Source organism: Arthrobacter sp. AG258 (assembly GCF_004364695.1).
GTDB lineage: Bacteria > Actinomycetota > Actinomycetes > Actinomycetales > Micrococcaceae > Arthrobacter.
Genome location: NZ_SOBI01000013.1, coordinates 1 through 14,634 on the forward strand (window position 1 = coordinate 1; position 14,634 = coordinate 14,634).

Genomic DNA, 14,634 nt, shown 5'->3' on the forward strand with positions numbered 1-14,634 from the left:
ATCTGCCGCGGCTTGAGGTTCTTGTGGTAACCCTTGTCCTCCGCGTGCAGGGAAGTCTCGGACGCATGCGCGTGACCACCATCAATTACATGGTCTGGAAGGGGGGAATTTGTCATGGGAGTGTCCTTCGGGGATGTGGGGGGCCCACGGCCGCCTGGTTCCCTGGCCGGGCTTGCGGGGCCAGAGGGCGGAGGGGGACTACTTGCTGAGGTTTGCCAGGCGTTCGGGGCTGAGGAGGTCCTGGAGCTGGGCATCGGTGAGGAGCCCGTGCTCGAGGACCAGTTCAGCCACGCCCTTGCCGGTGGCAAGTGCTTCCTGCGCGATGGCGGTGGCGGTGGCGTAGCCGAGGTGGGGATTCAATGCGGTGACCAGGCCGATGGACTGCTCCACGGTACGGCGCAGGTGTTCGGTATTGGCGGTGATCCCTCTGATGCAGCGGGCCGTGAGGGTGCGGCAGGCGGCTTCCAGGTGGGAGATGCTCTTGTGGAGGCTGTGGACGATGATCGGTTCGAAGGCGTTGAGCTGAAGCTGCCCGGCTTCGGCGGCCATGGTGATGGTGACGTCGTTGCCGATGACCTCATAGGCCACCTGGGAGACCACTTCGGGGATGACCGGATTGATCTTTCCGGGCATGATCGAGGAGCCGGACTGGACGGCGGGAAGGTTGATCTCGCCGAAGCCGGCGCGGGGTCCTGACGAGAGCAGGCGCAGGTCGTTGCAGATCTTGGACAGTTTGACCGCAACACGCTTGAGCACGCCGGAGAGGTGCACGAAGGCCCCCACGTCCTGGGTGGCTTCAATCAGGTCGACGGCGGTGACCAGCGGCAGGCCGGTGATCTCCGCCAGGTGCCGGCAGGCCGCGTCGGCGTAACCCGCCGGGGCGTTCAGGCCGGTGCCGATGGCGGTGGCGCCGAGGTTGATCTCATGAATCAGCAGTTCGGCCTCCGCCAGGCGGAGCCGGTCCTCACCGATGGTGACGGCGTAGCTGCCGAACTCCTGGCCCAAGGTCATGGGGACTGCGTCCTGCAACTGCGTGCGGCCCATCTTGACCACGGTGCGGAACTCCATGGCCTTGGCGGCGCAGGCGTCCTCGAGTTCTTCGAGTGCGGCCAGCAGCTCGCGGGCGGCAAAGATGGTGCCCAGCTTCACGGCCGTGGGGTACACGTCGTTGGTGGACTGGCTGAGGTTGACGTGGTCGTTCGGGTGCAGCCTGGCGTAGTCGCCCTTGGGGTGGCCGAGGATTTCCAGGGCACGGTTGGCGATGACCTCGTTGGCGTTCATGTTCGACGACGTCCCGGCACCGCCCTGGACCACGTCCACCACGAACTGGTCGGCAAGCCGGCCGGCCATGACGTCCTGGCATGCCTGCTCGATGGCATCGGCGCGGTCGGCGTCCAGCAGTCCGAGTTCACGGTTGGTCCGTGCGGCCGCGAGCTTGACGGCGGCGAGCCCGCGGACCAGGTGCATGTTGGAGGACAGTTTTTGGCCGGTGATGGGGAAATTCTCTACGGCCCGGAGAGTGTGCACGCCCCAGTAGGCGTTCGCCGGTACGTCGCGGTCGCCGAGCAGGTCGTGCTCGGAACGGACGTCGGCGGCGGTGTCAATGATGGTCATGGAGTCCTCACAGGGCTTCGTTGTCGGGCGTGGACGGGGTGGTATCCAGGAAATCGGTGGCCAGCAACTGCCCCACTTGGTGGCCGCCGCCCAGGACGGGGGCGGTGGCGATATCGGCGAACGGTTCGATGTCCACGCCCAGCGCATCCAGCAGGCGGACGGTGGCGGGCATCCGGGCGCGGTCGCCGCCGTCGGAAATCTTGACGGCTGCTGCACCGCCGTTGGCCAGGCCCACCAGCTGGACGCCTTCGAAGCCGTCCTTGGCCACGGCCCCCGGGAGCAGCCGCATCAGGTCGGTGACGTCCCGGCCTTCACCGGCAACCATGTCGGGGTGCTGCTGCATGGCCATCCCGACGGCGGCTTCCGCGCTTCCGGAGCCGGGCCCGCCGTCGTCGTGCGTGGCTGCAAGGGACGCCGCCCGGGCGATCCGGCCGAACGCGCGGGCCATGCTGCCCAGGGTGAGGGCGAACAACGGGGTGCCGCAGCCGTCGGTGCTCAGGGCAGCGGGTGACTCTCCCGTCAGCTCGGTGACGGTCCGCGCCACGAGCTGCTGCAGCGGGTGGGAGGGATCCAGGTAGCCCCGGACGGGCCAGCCGTTGATCACACAGGTCGCGGCCATGGCGGCGTGCTTTCCGGAACAGTTCTGGGTGGTCTGCGTGGGCGCGCCGCCGGTGCGCAGCCAGTCCTCACGTTCGGCGGTGCCATAGGGGAGGTCGGAGCTGTTCTCAAGGTCGGTGGCGGCCAGCCCGTGCAGATCGAGGATGCGCCGGGTGCCGTCGCGGTGCGCCGCGGAGCCCGAGTGGCTTGCGGCGGCGAGGGCCAGGAGGTCGGCCGGAAGGTCCAGGCCGGCCCGGACCATGGCGACGGCCTGGAGCGGCTTGAGCGCGGACCTCGGGTAGAAGGGGGCCTGGGGATCACCGGCGGTTGCCGCCACGGACCCGTCAGCCGCGAGGGCGATTGCCGAGCCGTAGTGCACGCTCTCCACGAGGCCGTCACGGACGGCGGCCACCAGCGGGGTGTGATGCGGCAGGGCCGCCTCACCCAGGGCAGCGGTGCGGGCAGCGGAAAACACGGGGGATGGCATGGCGTCCTTGGAAAGGTTGGTTGGATGTGTCTAATTGTTGAGGATGGAGTCCAGGGCGGCGCCCACGGCTTCCAGGTGGTTGGCCATGGCGGCGCGGGCCTTGTCCGCGGAGCCTGCCTCGATGGCGGCCAGGATCTGCTGGTGTTCCACGTCGGAGGCGTGCTGGCGGTCGGCCACCATGTTCAGCGTTTCGGACTGGTGGGCCAGCGCATCACGGATGTCCGTCACCACGCTGGCGAAGACCTTGTTGCCGCTGGCGCGGGCAATGGCGGCATGGAAGGAGGAGTCCAGGGCCACCCAGGACTCGGGGTCGGTTTCCGTGGCCATGGCCGCCACGATGTCGCGAAGGGTATCCAGTTCTTCAGGGGTGCGCCGCTGTGCGGCCAGTCCGGCGGCGGGGACCTCGATGTGCGGGCGGGCCTCGGTCAGGTCCCGCGCCGAGTACTGCCCCAGGGTCAGGTCGTTGGCCACCTTGCCGGCAATGACGAACGTGCCTTTGCCGGTCCGGGTAACCGTCAGGCCCAGGGCGGTGCAGGAGCGGAGCGCTTCCCGGATGACCGAGCGGCTGACCCCGTATTGCTGGGACAGTGTGGCCTCCGAGCTGAGCTTGCTGCCCACCGGGAGGGTGCCGGACTCGATGTCCGCGCGGAGGGCGTTGAACACCGCCTCGGCAGCGCTCAGCCGGGCAAGGGGACGGTAAGCAGGCTGTCCTGCTGTCCGGCTGTCTGACAGGTTCACGCCTTAAATATGGCACCCGTCACAGTCACTGTCAAGCCCTCCCTAGTCCTGCCGTTGCTCCGCGGCGCGGTGGTGTTGCCGCCGTCGCCGTGAGCGGAAGTGCCAGGCAACAAGCGCGGCCACCGCCACCGCGGCGATGACGACGGCGATGTCCCGGCCGGCTGCCTGGGCCACGGCTTCATAGGAGTTGCCGGCCAGGAAGCCCAGGAGGACGAAGCCGATGCCCCACACCACGCCGCCTGCCGCGTTGTAGGCAAGGAAGCGGCCGTACGGCATCCGCGAAGTTCCGGCCAGGGCGGGCATGACCGCCCGGAAGAAGGCGGTGAAGCGCCCTAGGAAGACGGCGGAGCCGCCCCGCCGGCGCAGCAGGTCCTGGGCGTTCTGCAGCTTTCCGGAGTGCCGGGCCAGCGCCCTGGTCTTCAGGATGCGGCTGCCCAGGTGCTTGCCCACCTCGTATCCCACGCTGTCGCCCACAATTGCGGCGGCGACCACCAGGGCCATCATCGCCCCCAGCTGGACTTCGCCCCGGCTGGCCACCACTCCGCCCAGGACGGCCGCGGTTTCTCCCGGGATGACGAAGCCGATGAACAATGCGTCCTCGGCAAAGACGAGGCAGAACACCGCGATGTACGCCACCAGGGGGCTGACGTTCATGAGGCCGTCGATGAACCCCGTCATGGCAGCAACCGCAGGCCCGCATCGCCGGGCTGAACACCGCACCGGCGAACGGGGGACGCGGCACGTGCCGCGGGCGCAGCGCCGATCGGGCGGGTGGGGGCGGACGTCACGGTAGAGCCTTCTTTGGCCGGCGGTCAGGTACGTACGAGTATGCGCCTTCGCGCCTGGAAATTCCCTGACAGTTTGGTCCCGCCAGGCGTGCTCATCGCTGCCGGCGGAAAGCCGGTGGGCGGCGCTGATTCAACCCTAGAGGTGCTGGATGCCCGCCCGCTGCATGGCATCACGGTAGGTTTCCACGCTCTTGGCCAGGAGTTCTTCCTGCTTGGCCTCTGAAACAGCAAAGGCCCTGCCGCCGAGGGCGGAGGCCTTGTAGATTTTGATGCCGCTGTTCTTCAGCGACGAGTGGTAGGTCTTCTCGAAGAGAGTCAGGAACGTCGAGGCGTCCGTGCCGTGCGCGATGACGGCAGAGACCCGGGAATTGATCTTGAGGAACTGGCGGAAGGGACGCAGGCCGTCGGTTTTCTCCTGGACGCTCAGCGCCGACGGGCTGCCGCTGTCGCGGATCCAGGGGTAGGCGTTCCACGGCATGACATACTGCGGATCCAGTTCGGCGAGTTCGTAGATCTGGGTGGCGCGGCGCGCTGCCTCGTCGTCGTTGTAGAGCGAGACGAACCCGGATTCGGTGCCCTTGCCCGGGCTGGCCTGGAGGCTGATGATTCTGCACTCGTCTTCGTCATGCACGGGGTCGATGTAGGGGACGGTGGAACCGGGCTTCTTTTCCATCAGTTCTTCGCAAAGTTGGGTCACCTTCGCGATGTTCGGTTCCTGTAGCAGGGCCTTTTTTTCGTCCCAATCAATTGTCACGATTTCTCCCTTTGCAGCGAGGCGTCCAGAATCAGGCGTCCTCTGTCACTCTACGCTTCCGCGGCGAGCGGTGGGCACACTTGATTTTTGGCCGGGGCCAGCCTAGTGGCGGCCCCGCAGGTGCTGGTTGTGGAGCGCATCGAGCTGCTCGTCGGTCAGTTCATCGAAAGCCACGGCTTCCCGCTTGTCGCTGCGCGAGAAGCGGATGAACATAAGGATGATCAGCGGCAGGTCCACCACCTCGCAGATGAACCAGAGCAGATTCCCTGCGAACTGCTGGTCCTGGAGGGCGTCCCGGAACCACCACTGGGGATCCTGGACGGTCAGTGCATGGTCGAGGACCTGGCCGTTGAGGCTGAGGAGGATGCCGGGCACGGCGTCGATGAGCAGCTCAATGAACACGAACATGAATTCCAGGGTCAGGTAGGCGCTGGACCGTTGGAAGTTGGATTCTTCGATGATGGGCAGTGCCATGAGCATGCCCAGCAGGGGGACGCCGAGCGTGAGCAGTGCGTCGGCCGCGGGGCTGGTCCGCAGCGTGTAGAAGGCGGGGGTGAGGAAAGTGGAGAAGAGCGCCAGCCCCAGCAGGGGTGCGCCGAATGAATTGCTGACGAACCGCACCAGACGGCTGGAGAGCACGGCGTCGAAGACCCTAATTCCGTGGTCCGGCAACGCCGCACGTGCAAGCGTCAGCGGCTTGCCCAGGCCGATGAGCAGTGGGACCACAAAGAGCAGCAGCGAAATCTTCAGGGTGAAGGCCCACCGTTGCTGCGGGCCGTACACGCCGGTGAAACCGCAGGTCAGGATGACGAAAGTACCAAGGCCCAGGACGTAGAACGCCACCGCGCGCCAGGCCGGCCACCGGTGGCCATTCCGTCCGGCTGAACGCATCCCCCACCCGTAGAGGACTCCGGCCGCAACGACGAAAGCCGTGGCGGCCCAGTCCAGGCGCCAGGAGGAAACAAGGATCTCAAGGGGTGGCACGCGGCAATGGTAGCCAGTCTTCCTGGGAGGAGGATGGGCGTTTACCGGAAACCGGGGCTGCACTGCCGGGATGCTGTTCAATGTGAGGATGCAGTTCACCAGGAAGGGCCTGAAAGACGACGGCTTCTTGGGCTTCCGGCCCCTGAAGGATCTTGACGTCATGCGGGTCCCGCGGGGAACGGGTATTTTCGCCGTGATGGCGCCCGACACGTTCCAGCCGGAATTCCTGACAAAGAGCACCGCCGGTGTCTTCAAGAAGAAAGATCCCTCCCTGACGGTGCAGGACCTTCGAGCGGCCTGGCTGGACACCGCATCCGTCCTGTACCTCGGCAAAGCCGGTCCGGGCAGCAAGGGCAACCGCGGGCTACGGCGGCAGGTCCAGGAGTTCCTGGACTTCGGACACGGAAAGCCGCCGGGCCACTGGGACGGCCGGCTCATCTGGCAACTCCGGGATGCGGGCGCGCTGCTGGTTGCGTGGAAGGAAATGGCCGCCGAATCCCTCAACCAGGCCGAGGCGGATTACCACGCGGGCTTTGTCGAGGAATACGGGAAACTGCCGTATGCGAACCTCGTGCGGGCCCGGACCAAAAGCTGACCCAGGGGCGAACGGGTCAGGCCGGTCCCTTGAGGCGCTCCATCTCCCGGCGGTCCTTCTTGGTGGGCCGCCCGGCACCCCGGTCGCGCTGCGGGAGCCCCAGTGCCGGTAGGACGGGCCTCGGGGGAGTGTGGTCCGTAAAGCAGTGGGAGGCGGCCTCGGCTCCCACCCGCTTGGCGATCAGCCGCCGGACCTCAAGGATGCGCTCGTACCCGGACATGCGCACCGTCACCGTGTCTCCCGTGACCAGCGTCGCGGAAGCCTTGGCGGGACTGCCGTTGAGGCGGACGTGCCCGGCGCGGCAGGCGGCAGTGGCGGCCGACCGTGTCTTGTAGGCGCGGACGGCCCACAACCACGCATCGATTCGGACGCTGGCGGGGGAGGAAGGGAGGCTGGTCATGATTGGCACCGAGTATAGCCCCGGGCCCGCCGGCTTCACTCCACCGTGACCGTGACCCGCTGCACCACGTTGTTGCCCATCCCCTGGTAGTTCCAGTTCTGCTCCAGCGGCTGGGTGGCACCGGTGGTGTCGGTGGCGCGGCAGGCCAGGACATGCTCACCGGGTGCGGCCTCCCACGTCATGCTCCACCCCCGCCACGCGTAGCCGCCCGCGGGCTTGTCCAAACGGGCGGGCAGCCACGTGCCATCAACGGCCACCTCGACGCCGGCCACGGCACCTTCCCCCGACCAGGCGCGGCCCTGCAACATGACCGGGCCTGGGCGGACAAACCGCCTGCGGGTGAAGAAGTCCGGGATACCCGGCGGAACCATCAGCGAACGCACCCTGATCCTCGAAACCGGCCTGCCGGCGTCGTCCGCGGTGGCCTGGTACCGGTAGGCGGACTGCTGCTGGAACCCGGTGAACGGCTCCCTGGCCACTTCGATCGACTCCAGCCACTTGACGCTGGCCATCCCGTACCACCCCGGAACCACCAGCCGCAGCGGGTACCCATGCTGCGGCGGCAGTTCGGCGCCGTTCATGGCGTAGGCAAGGACGACGTCGGGACGCAGGGCTTCGCGGACCGGAAGGCTGCGTGCGAAGCGGTGCGGGACGCCGCCTTGAACACCCGCGTCCGCGCCGGTGAAGACCACTTCCAAGGCGCCGGGCAGTATTCCCGCCTTATCCAGGAGATAGGCCAGCGGAACACCGGTCCATTGCGCCGTGCCCACCGCTTCCAGCACCCACGGCTGGCTGAGGGGCCGCGGCTCCAGCAGCGACCTGCCGTTGCCCGCGCACTCAAGGGTGACCGGGACGGTGATGGCCGGGGCCCTGCGGAGGGCTGCGAGGTTCAGCTCCAGGGCCCGTTCCACCGCACCCCGGATCCGCAGGTGCCAGGAGGTGGCCTGGATGTCCGGGATATCGAAATGCGTGAGTACGTAGTGCAGCCCGGGAGGCGTGAGGTCGCGGCTCAGCGCTTCCAGCGGCATTGAATGGTTGCGGGCGGAGAGCTGCAGTTCCTCGGGAGTAAGGGGACCCTCCGACGGGCCCGCGGATACCGGCGGGGCTTCCGCGGCCGGTGGCTGGCTGTGTTCTCTGGTCTGTGTCATGGCGCCGGGATTCTGTGGGCCGTGCTCCGCCGGGGTGGCGGCGCCTAGCCACTGGTCTACGCCGGGATCCCCGGTCCGTCAACAGCCCACGGACCGGGGAGCGGAGCGCTACAGGACGGGCCGCGTCAGGAACTCGGCCAGGCTGATGGGGTCCTGGCCGGTCAAGCCGTGCACGTCAGGTGAAAGCCCTGCCATTTCGCCGGCCGCCATGGCCGTGTACGTACTCACCCATGCGTCCAGCTGCCATTGCGGAGCGCCGTAGGACGCCCGGGAGGCGTAGGCTTCCTCCACTGTCTCCGGGTGGTAGCTGACGGTCCGTCCGGTTCCGTCGCTCAGCACCCGGGCGGCCTGCGCCATGGTCAGTTCTTCCGGCCCGGTCAGGTTGTAGGTCATTCCCTTGTGGATCGCCGGGTCGCGGAGCACTGCGTGGGCGGAGCGGGCCACATCCTCCCGTGCCACCCCGGAAAACACGCCGTCACCGGCGGGGCCGCGGATCACGCCGTCCTCTCCGGCCATGAGCGGCAGGAAGTCCAGGTAGAAGTTGTCCCGGAGGAACGTGAAGTCCATACCGGAGGCCTTGATCCGCTCCTCCGTGGCGTAATGGTCCCGGGCCAGGGTGAACGTGGCATCCGGCGCGGCGCCGTAGAAGGACGTGTACACCACATGCTGGACTCCCGCGTCAGCGGCTGCGTCCACGAACGCATAATGCTGCTGCAGCCGGTCCTCGGCCTCGGCAGCGGAGACCATGAACAGGAGCTTCACTCCATCCAGGGCCTGCCGGGACGCCGCACCGTCGCCGTAGGAACACACCACGGCGGAGGCCCCTGCCAGTTCCGGCGCCCGGGCCGGGTCGCGCACCAACAGCCGCTGCGCGAATCCGGACCCGGCAAGTTGCCGCGCCAGCATGCCGCCCAGGCCTCCGGTGGATCCGGTGACCGCCAGCTCGGGAAGATCGCCCGGGGCGGCCATTCAGGCTTCCCGGGTGGCGGGCGACTTGGTCTGGGCCGGGTCGCGTTCGGCCAGGCCGCCGATGGCGTCGTCAATCTCCTTGAGGACCTCGGCATCCAGCCTCACTCCTGCCGCCGCAACGGTGTCCGCGATCTGTTCCGGCCGGGACGCACCCACGATGGCGGACGCCACGTTCGGGTTCTGGAGGACCCACGCAACGGCGAGCTGCGGCATGGTCAGGCCGGCTTCGGCGGCAATCGGCTTCAGGTCCTGCACGCCGGCCAGGACGTCGTCGCGCATCCACCGCTCAATCATCTTGGCGCCGCCCTTTTCATCGGTGGCGCGGCTGCCTTCCGGGGCCGGCCGGCCGGGAAGGTACTTGCCGCTGAGGACGCCCTGGGCCATGGGCGACCAGACGATCTGGGATACCCCCAGCTCTTCCGACGCCGGGACCACTTCCGCTTCGATGACCCGCCACAGCATGGAGTACTGGGGCTGGTTGGAGATGAGCTGGAAGCCGAGTTCCTTGGACAGCCGGTGCCCTTCACGGAGCTGGTCGGCGGTCCACTCGCTGACGCCGATGTAGAGCGCCTTGCCTTGCCGGACGATGTCCGCGAACGCCTGCATGGTCTCTTCCAGCGGCGTCTCGAAGTCGTAGCGGTGGGCTTGGTAGAGGTCCACGTAGTCCGTCTGCAGCCGGCGCAGGGACCCGTTGATGGATTCCATGATGTGTTTGCGGGAGAGCCCCAAATCGTTCTTGCCCTTGGGGCCGGTGGGGCCGAAGACCTTGGTGAAGATTTCCAGGGACTCGCGCCGCTCGTCCTTCAAGGCCTCGCCCAGGACGGTTTCCGCTGCGGTGTTTGCATAGACATCCGCGGTGTCGAAAGAGCTGATGCCGGCGTCGAGGGCTGCCCGCACGCATTGGGTGGCAACGTCGTTTTCCACCTGCGAGCCGTGCGTCAGCCAGTTGCCGAACGTGATTTCCGAGACTTTGAAGCCGCTGTTTCCGAGGTATCTGAATTCCATGGGTTTCACGCTAACCCAGTTGGTTGCTCAGGGTAAGGGCTTAGCGGTTCTCCGGCGCTTTGCCCTTGAGGACCTGCTTCGGGCCTGCGAGCGAAACGAGGGACCCGGTGTCCAGCGGCGGCACCGGATGCGGCGGCACGGGCTTCTTGAAGGACCTCGGCAGTTCGTGCGGCGGCCGGTGGTTGTGCAGGGCGGATTCCACCAGTGGGGCTACCTGGGCAACCTTGTCGGCGGGCGCCGCCGGGTCCGGAAGGTCCCGCACCGAGAGCTTGATTTCGGGCGCGGCGGCCCGTGACCTGGCCTCGGCGCGTTTGTCGGCTTCGGCCACGGCTGAGGCCCAGTCTTCGGCCAGGACAGGCGGCTCGGCCCGGGCCGCGGCAAGTTTGGGGTGGCGTACGACGACGGTGCGCAGCGACTCCCTGAGCCGTGCCGGCTTCACGGCGGCTGCACGTTCCCGCCAGGATGGGCGGCCCTCCGGGCTTTCGCTCCGTGCCGCCATTAACAGCGCACTGCCCTTCCGGGGGCCCTTTCCGAACAGGGCCATCACCACGATGCCCGCCAGACGGCCCACGCCGGCAAGGACCAAGGTAAGCACCCCGAGAAGGAAGAGGACCAGGAACATCAGGAGGGCTACGCCCATGGTGCCGAAGAAGGTCAGGTTGAGGACCAGAGTGTCCGGTTGCTCCACGTCATCACTCCTTTCCACCAACATCCCGGGCCCGCTGCCGGCGCACAGCGCCAGGGGCAAGCTCCTTCTCAACCATACGGATTTTTGGCGTCCCATGCCGCCGGGCGCGGTGGCGTGGACAGGGTTGTAGCGAAGCTGTTACCCGATGTGACAGCATCACCGGATGACCGAATCGAATGAGTCCGCGAACTGTGTGTGCCTGTCCGGCGAACAGTACGCCGAGTGCTGTGGCAGGTTCCATTCCGGTACGGCGGAAGCTTCAACCGCGGAGCAGCTGATGCGGTCCCGCTACAGCGCGTTTGCCCGGCTGGATGAGGCCTACCTGCTCCGGACCCAGCATCCGTCAACGGTCCCGGCCGGCCTCGACCTGGATCCGGCCATGCAGTGGCGGCGCCTGGACATCGTTGCCACCAGCCAGGGCGGCCCGTTCGACACCGAAGGGACTGTGGAGTTCAAGGCCTATTACCGGCACGGTGCGGACCGCGGGGTTCTCCATGAAGCCAGCAGGTTTGTCCGCGAAGGCGGCCGGTGGCTCTATGTGGACGGCGACATCCTGTCCCCCTAGCAGCGGCGCGCCGCCTGCGGGCTACTCGCCGTCGTCGTAGTACTCGCTGTCCGGGGTGAAACCGGCACGGTCGACCCTGCGGTGGAACCGCATCCCCGCAAGGCCGCCGAGGACGGCGCCCACCAGGGCCACAGCCGCCACCACCACGGCTGCGATGATGCTGGTGGTGGTCAGTTGGCCCTCGTTGACGGGGATCCGCGGGAAGCTGTTGAGGTTGGCCAGGACGTTGAACTGCTGACCCGCCACGAGGCCGAGGATGGCGACCACGACGGCCGCGATCAGGGCCCAGATCCACACCATGAGACCCTGCCTTGCGCCGTTGAAGCGCGCCATCCGCCCGGCGACGTAACCGCCGCAATAGTAGGAGAGGAACAGGATCACCAGCAGGACGATGATGCCCACCAGCCCCACGGTGCCGCTGTTCTGCGCGGCCTGGTTCACGGCCGCGTTGACGTCCGTGTTGTTGGCCAGCCCCACAGCGGTCCCGGCAGCAGCAACCAATGCAGTCAGCAGCACGGCCATTCCGGTGGCGGTGAGCCAGCCGAAGAACGCAGAGCCGGCTTTGATGCCGCCGAACCGTTCCTTTTGGCGGGCGACGGCGGTTTCCCTGTCCGCGAGCGCCGGGTCCACCACGGGTGCCGCAGCAGTAGCGGGGGCAGGGCGGTACTCCCGCTCAGCGGACGGGGCGGCGCCGTAGTCCCGGTCGCGTTCCCGCTCGCGCGGGCGGGCCGGTGCCTGGTCGATCGACCGTGTGGCGGGATCCTCCGCTGCGTCCGCGCGGGGGTTGCCGCGGCGGGAGGTCTCATCCTCCCGGGCGTGGCGGGGAGGCAGGTTCTCTGGGTCCGTTGAGCTGCTCATGAACTAACTCAACCACCCGCCCCCACTGATAGCAAGCGTGCTTATTATTTCGTGACCTGCGGTTTTACCGGTATTTGCGGTGCAGGTCTTCCTTCCTGGACGGCCCGGCAGAGGCATCGGCGATCCACGGGCCGGTCCCCTCGGACTGGTCAAGCACGCCGGCTTCCAGCCAGGTGTAATCGCCGGCGAGGACCTTGCGGGTCAGCGCGTGGTCGGCGTCGTCCGTGTTCCTCCACAACTGGTCGAAGTACTCGTCCACCCGCACTTTTGCCTGCTCGCAGTAGGCATCGGCAAGTTCGTAGGCGCCCGCGGCCGTACCGGGGGAGGTGCGAAGCAGCATTTCAGCGCGGGAACAGCATGCGGTCATGGCGAAGAGTTCGGCGCCGATGTCCACGATGCGGCCCAGGAAGGCCTGCTTCCGCTCCAGCTTTGCCTGCCACCGGCCCATGCCGTAGAAGGTTTGCCGTGCCAGCCGGCGCGAGGAGCGTTCCACGAAGCGCAGGTGCTTGGCCAGCCGGCCGAAGTCGCTGTAGGAGCGCGGGTCCATGCCGGCGCCCGCCACCAGCTTGGGCAGCCATTTTGCGTAGAAACCGGAGGCGCCGACGGCGGCCCTGGCTTTATCGGCAAGGCTCGCATCGAGGGACGCGAGGTCGCCCGCGGCTGCCAGATGCGCGTCCACGGCCTCCCGGGCAATAAGCAACCGCATGATCTCGGAAGACCCCTCGAAGATCCGGTTGATCCGCATGTCGCGCAACTGCTGCTCGGCCGGTACCGCTCGTTCGCCCCGGGCCGCCAGCGACTCGGCCGTTTCAAATCCGCGGCCGCCGCGGATTTGCACCAACTCGTCCGCGATCCGGCAGCTGATCTCCGTGGCCCAGAGTTTGGCGAGCGCGGCTTCGATGCGGACGTCCTTCTGCCCGGCGTCCGCCAGTTCGGCGGCGAGTTCAAAGACCGCGTCCAAGGCGAAGGCGGACGCCGCGATGAACGCGATCTTCTTGCCCACGGCCTCGTGTTCGCCCACGGGCCGGCCCCACTGGGTGCGGGCGTTGGACCATTCGCGGGCAATCTTCAGGCTCCAACGCCCCGAAGCCACGCACAGCGCCGGCAGCGCCAGGCGGCCGGTGTTCAGGGTGGTCAAGGCGATCTTCAGGCCCTGGCCCTCGCGGCCCAGCCGGTTCGCGGCGGGAACCCGCACCTGGTGGAAACGGGTCACGCCGTTTTCGATGCCGCGCAGGCCCATGAAGGCGTTCCGGTGCTCCACCGTGATGCCGGGCGAGTCCATCTCCACCACGAAGGCGCTGATGCCGCCTTTGTGGGTGGTGCCTGCGGCGTCGGTGTGGGCGGGAACCAGGGCCATCACCACCACCAGTTCGGCGATCACGCCGTTGGTGGTCCACAGCTTCACGCCGTCCAGGAGGTACGCCTCGCCGTCGTCCGTTGGCGTTGCCGTGCTGCCCATCCGGGCGGGATCGCTGCCGACGTCCGGTTCCGTGAGAAGGAACGCCGTGACGGCGCCGGCAGCGCAGCGGGGAAGGTATTCGCGTTTCTGCGCGGGCGTGCCGAAGACCTTGACCGGCTCCGGAACGCCGATGGACTGGTGGGCGGAGATGAGCGCTCCCAGGCTGGGATGGACGCTGCCGAGAAGGGCAAGCGCCCGGCCGTAGTACACCAGTGAGAGGCCCAGGCCGCCGTATTCCTCCGGGATCTTCATGCCGAAGACGCCCAGGGAGGCCAGGTCCCTGATGTACTCGTCAGGAATCTTTGCGTCCCGTTCAATGATCCGCCCGGACATGGACTTGGCGTATTCGGTCAGGCGGGCCATGAAGGCCTCGCCCTTTTCCACGGACGCCGGATCGGCGGCCGGCCAGGGGTGGACCAGGCCGAGGTCGAAGCTGCCCAGGTAGAGGCCTTTGGCGAAGCTGGGGCGGTCCCAGCCGGTTTCGCGGGCGGCCTCTGCGACGGCCCTGGCATCTTCGGCGGTGGCTCCGGCCCCGATGTTGCCGGCCGGAACGGGGATTTCCTCAGCCGGGGCGTCTTTGGCCTGGCTGTCAGTTGCGGAGCTCATGGGTTATCTCCTCGGGCCGGAATGGCCGGTGTAGCCATGGATCCGCCGGGTTGGAGAACCCTTCAGCTGTCACTCAAGATTACCCGCGGGTAGGTTCCCGTGCCAGGGGCCGTTTGCCCCTGGAAATCGCCGGACAGATCGACGGCGGCCGCACGGTGGACCAGCCTGTCCCACCCGGCGTTGATTCCGTGGACCACTGCCAGGAGCGTGGTGGACAGCACCGTCCACGTGAGCTTTCCGGCGCCCAGCACCACCAGGGCGACCAGCCCGGCGGCCAGGACGAATCCGGCCAGGACCGCGCCGAACACCAGCGTCCCGATGAAAACCAAGGTGGCTGTTTCCACTGTGCTCAGATCGAACTGCATGAATCCCCCTGCTG

Annotated in this window: 16 protein-coding genes; 2 read left to right on the plus strand and 14 right to left on the minus strand. The window is 67.5% G+C overall.

The window, feature by feature from the left end; genetic code table 11:
- Positions 1-198: 198 nt before the first annotated feature.
- From DFO47_RS20255 to DFO47_RS20280, 6 genes are all read right to left on the minus strand, one after another.
- Entirely contained in the window at positions 199-1,614 is a 1,416-nt protein-coding gene (locus DFO47_RS20255; protein ID WP_018763912.1) for an aspartate ammonia-lyase, read from the minus strand.
- Between the two features lie 7 nt (positions 1,615-1,621).
- The gene (locus DFO47_RS20260) at positions 1,622-2,698 is read right to left on the minus strand and encodes an asparaginase (RefSeq protein WP_133832821.1); all 1,077 of its coding nucleotides are present in this window, start codon (positions 2,696-2,698) and stop codon (positions 1,622-1,624) included.
- Positions 2,699-2,728: 30 nt separating this feature from the next.
- Positions 2,729-3,436, minus strand: a complete 708-nt coding sequence (locus DFO47_RS20265; protein WP_109864271.1) for a FadR/GntR family transcriptional regulator — start codon at positions 3,434-3,436, stop codon at positions 2,729-2,731.
- A gap of 42 nt (positions 3,437-3,478) precedes the next feature.
- The gene (locus tag DFO47_RS20270; protein ID WP_018763915.1) at positions 3,479-4,114 is read right to left on the minus strand and encodes a DedA family protein; all 636 of its coding nucleotides are present in this window, start codon (positions 4,112-4,114) and stop codon (positions 3,479-3,481) included.
- A gap of 246 nt (positions 4,115-4,360) precedes the next feature.
- The gene (locus DFO47_RS20275; protein WP_018763916.1) at positions 4,361-4,978 is read right to left on the minus strand and encodes a uracil-DNA glycosylase; all 618 of its coding nucleotides are present in this window, start codon (positions 4,976-4,978) and stop codon (positions 4,361-4,363) included.
- 102 nt (positions 4,979-5,080) lie between these two features.
- Positions 5,081-5,962: a cytochrome c oxidase assembly protein gene (locus DFO47_RS20280; RefSeq protein ID WP_133832822.1), complete on the minus strand. Its 882-nt coding sequence runs from the start codon at positions 5,960-5,962 to the stop codon at positions 5,081-5,083.
- Positions 5,963-6,050: 88 nt separating this feature from the next.
- Here DFO47_RS20280 and DFO47_RS20285 point away from each other — a divergent pair, with 88 nt between their 5' ends.
- Complete coding sequence (locus DFO47_RS20285; protein ID WP_166651773.1) at positions 6,051-6,557, plus strand: hypothetical protein; 507 nt, start codon at positions 6,051-6,053, stop codon at positions 6,555-6,557.
- A gap of 16 nt (positions 6,558-6,573) precedes the next feature.
- Here the strand turns inward: DFO47_RS20285 and DFO47_RS20290 are convergent, their stop codons facing one another.
- From DFO47_RS20290 to DFO47_RS20310, 5 genes are all read right to left on the minus strand, one after another.
- The gene (locus DFO47_RS20290) at positions 6,574-6,957 is read right to left on the minus strand and encodes an RNA-binding S4 domain-containing protein (RefSeq protein WP_018763919.1); all 384 of its coding nucleotides are present in this window, start codon (positions 6,955-6,957) and stop codon (positions 6,574-6,576) included.
- Between the two features lie 35 nt (positions 6,958-6,992).
- Positions 6,993-8,105 (minus strand): sulfite oxidase, encoded by a 1,113-nt coding sequence (locus DFO47_RS20295; protein ID WP_243835575.1) that lies wholly within the window; start codon positions 8,103-8,105, stop codon positions 6,993-6,995.
- A gap of 108 nt (positions 8,106-8,213) precedes the next feature.
- On the minus strand, positions 8,214-9,074 hold the full coding sequence (locus DFO47_RS20300; RefSeq protein ID WP_133832824.1) for an SDR family oxidoreductase: 861 nt from the start codon (positions 9,072-9,074) through the stop codon (positions 8,214-8,216).
- A complete protein-coding gene (locus DFO47_RS20305) occupies positions 9,075-10,079 on the minus strand; it encodes an aldo/keto reductase family protein (RefSeq protein WP_133832825.1) in 1,005 nt (334 codons plus the stop codon).
- A gap of 40 nt (positions 10,080-10,119) precedes the next feature.
- Positions 10,120-10,767 carry a hypothetical protein gene (locus DFO47_RS20310; RefSeq protein ID WP_166651774.1) on the minus strand — a complete coding sequence of 216 codons (648 nt, stop codon included), beginning with the start codon at positions 10,765-10,767 and terminating at the stop codon, positions 10,120-10,122.
- Between the two features lie 163 nt (positions 10,768-10,930).
- Between DFO47_RS20310 and DFO47_RS20315 the strand changes: the two genes are divergently transcribed.
- Positions 10,931-11,332 carry a YchJ family protein gene (locus DFO47_RS20315; protein ID WP_133832827.1) on the plus strand — a complete coding sequence of 134 codons (402 nt, stop codon included), beginning with the start codon at positions 10,931-10,933 and terminating at the stop codon, positions 11,330-11,332.
- Positions 11,333-11,353: 21 nt separating this feature from the next.
- Here DFO47_RS20315 and DFO47_RS20320 read toward each other — a convergent pair whose 3' ends face one another.
- The 3 genes from DFO47_RS20320 to DFO47_RS20330 form a co-directional block, all read right to left on the minus strand.
- Entirely contained in the window at positions 11,354-12,190 is an 837-nt protein-coding gene (locus DFO47_RS20320; RefSeq protein ID WP_018763925.1) for a TIGR04086 family membrane protein, read from the minus strand.
- A 64-nt stretch (positions 12,191-12,254) separates the two neighbouring features.
- A complete protein-coding gene (locus DFO47_RS20325; protein ID WP_133832828.1) occupies positions 12,255-14,255 on the minus strand; it encodes an acyl-CoA dehydrogenase family protein in 2,001 nt (666 codons plus the stop codon).
- Between the two features lie 62 nt (positions 14,256-14,317).
- The gene (locus tag DFO47_RS20330; RefSeq protein ID WP_018763927.1) at positions 14,318-14,620 is read right to left on the minus strand and encodes a hypothetical protein; all 303 of its coding nucleotides are present in this window, start codon (positions 14,618-14,620) and stop codon (positions 14,318-14,320) included.
- Positions 14,621-14,634: the final 14 nt, after the last annotated feature.

Coding starts and splice junctions, on each gene's coding strand:
- DFO47_RS20255 (WP_018763912.1), bottom strand. CDS start 1,614: ATGACCATCATTGACACCGCCGCCGACGTCCGTTCCGAGCACGACCTG.
- DFO47_RS20260 (WP_133832821.1), bottom strand. CDS start 2,698: ATGCCATCCCCCGTGTTTTCCGCTGCCCGCACCGCTGCCCTGGGTGAG.
- DFO47_RS20270 (WP_018763915.1), bottom strand. CDS start 4,114: ATGACGGGGTTCATCGACGGCCTCATGAACGTCAGCCCCCTGGTGGCG.
- DFO47_RS20285 (WP_166651773.1), top strand. CDS start 6,051: ATGCAGTTCACCAGGAAGGGCCTGAAAGACGACGGCTTCTTGGGCTTC.
- DFO47_RS20290 (WP_018763919.1), bottom strand. CDS start 6,957: ATGACCAGCCTCCCTTCCTCCCCCGCCAGCGTCCGAATCGATGCGTGG.
- DFO47_RS20295 (WP_243835575.1), bottom strand. CDS start 8,105: ATGACACAGACCAGAGAACACAGCCAGCCACCGGCCGCGGAAGCCCCG.
- DFO47_RS20300 (WP_133832824.1), bottom strand. CDS start 9,074: ATGGCCGCCCCGGGCGATCTTCCCGAGCTGGCGGTCACCGGATCCACC.
- DFO47_RS20305 (WP_133832825.1), bottom strand. CDS start 10,079: ATGGAATTCAGATACCTCGGAAACAGCGGCTTCAAAGTCTCGGAAATC.
- DFO47_RS20315 (WP_133832827.1), top strand. CDS start 10,931: ATGACCGAATCGAATGAGTCCGCGAACTGTGTGTGCCTGTCCGGCGAA.
- DFO47_RS20320 (WP_018763925.1), bottom strand. CDS start 12,190: ATGAGCAGCTCAACGGACCCAGAGAACCTGCCTCCCCGCCACGCCCGG.
- DFO47_RS20325 (WP_133832828.1), bottom strand. CDS start 14,255: ATGAGCTCCGCAACTGACAGCCAGGCCAAAGACGCCCCGGCTGAGGAA.
- DFO47_RS20330 (WP_018763927.1), bottom strand. CDS start 14,620: ATGCAGTTCGATCTGAGCACAGTGGAAACAGCCACCTTGGTTTTCATC.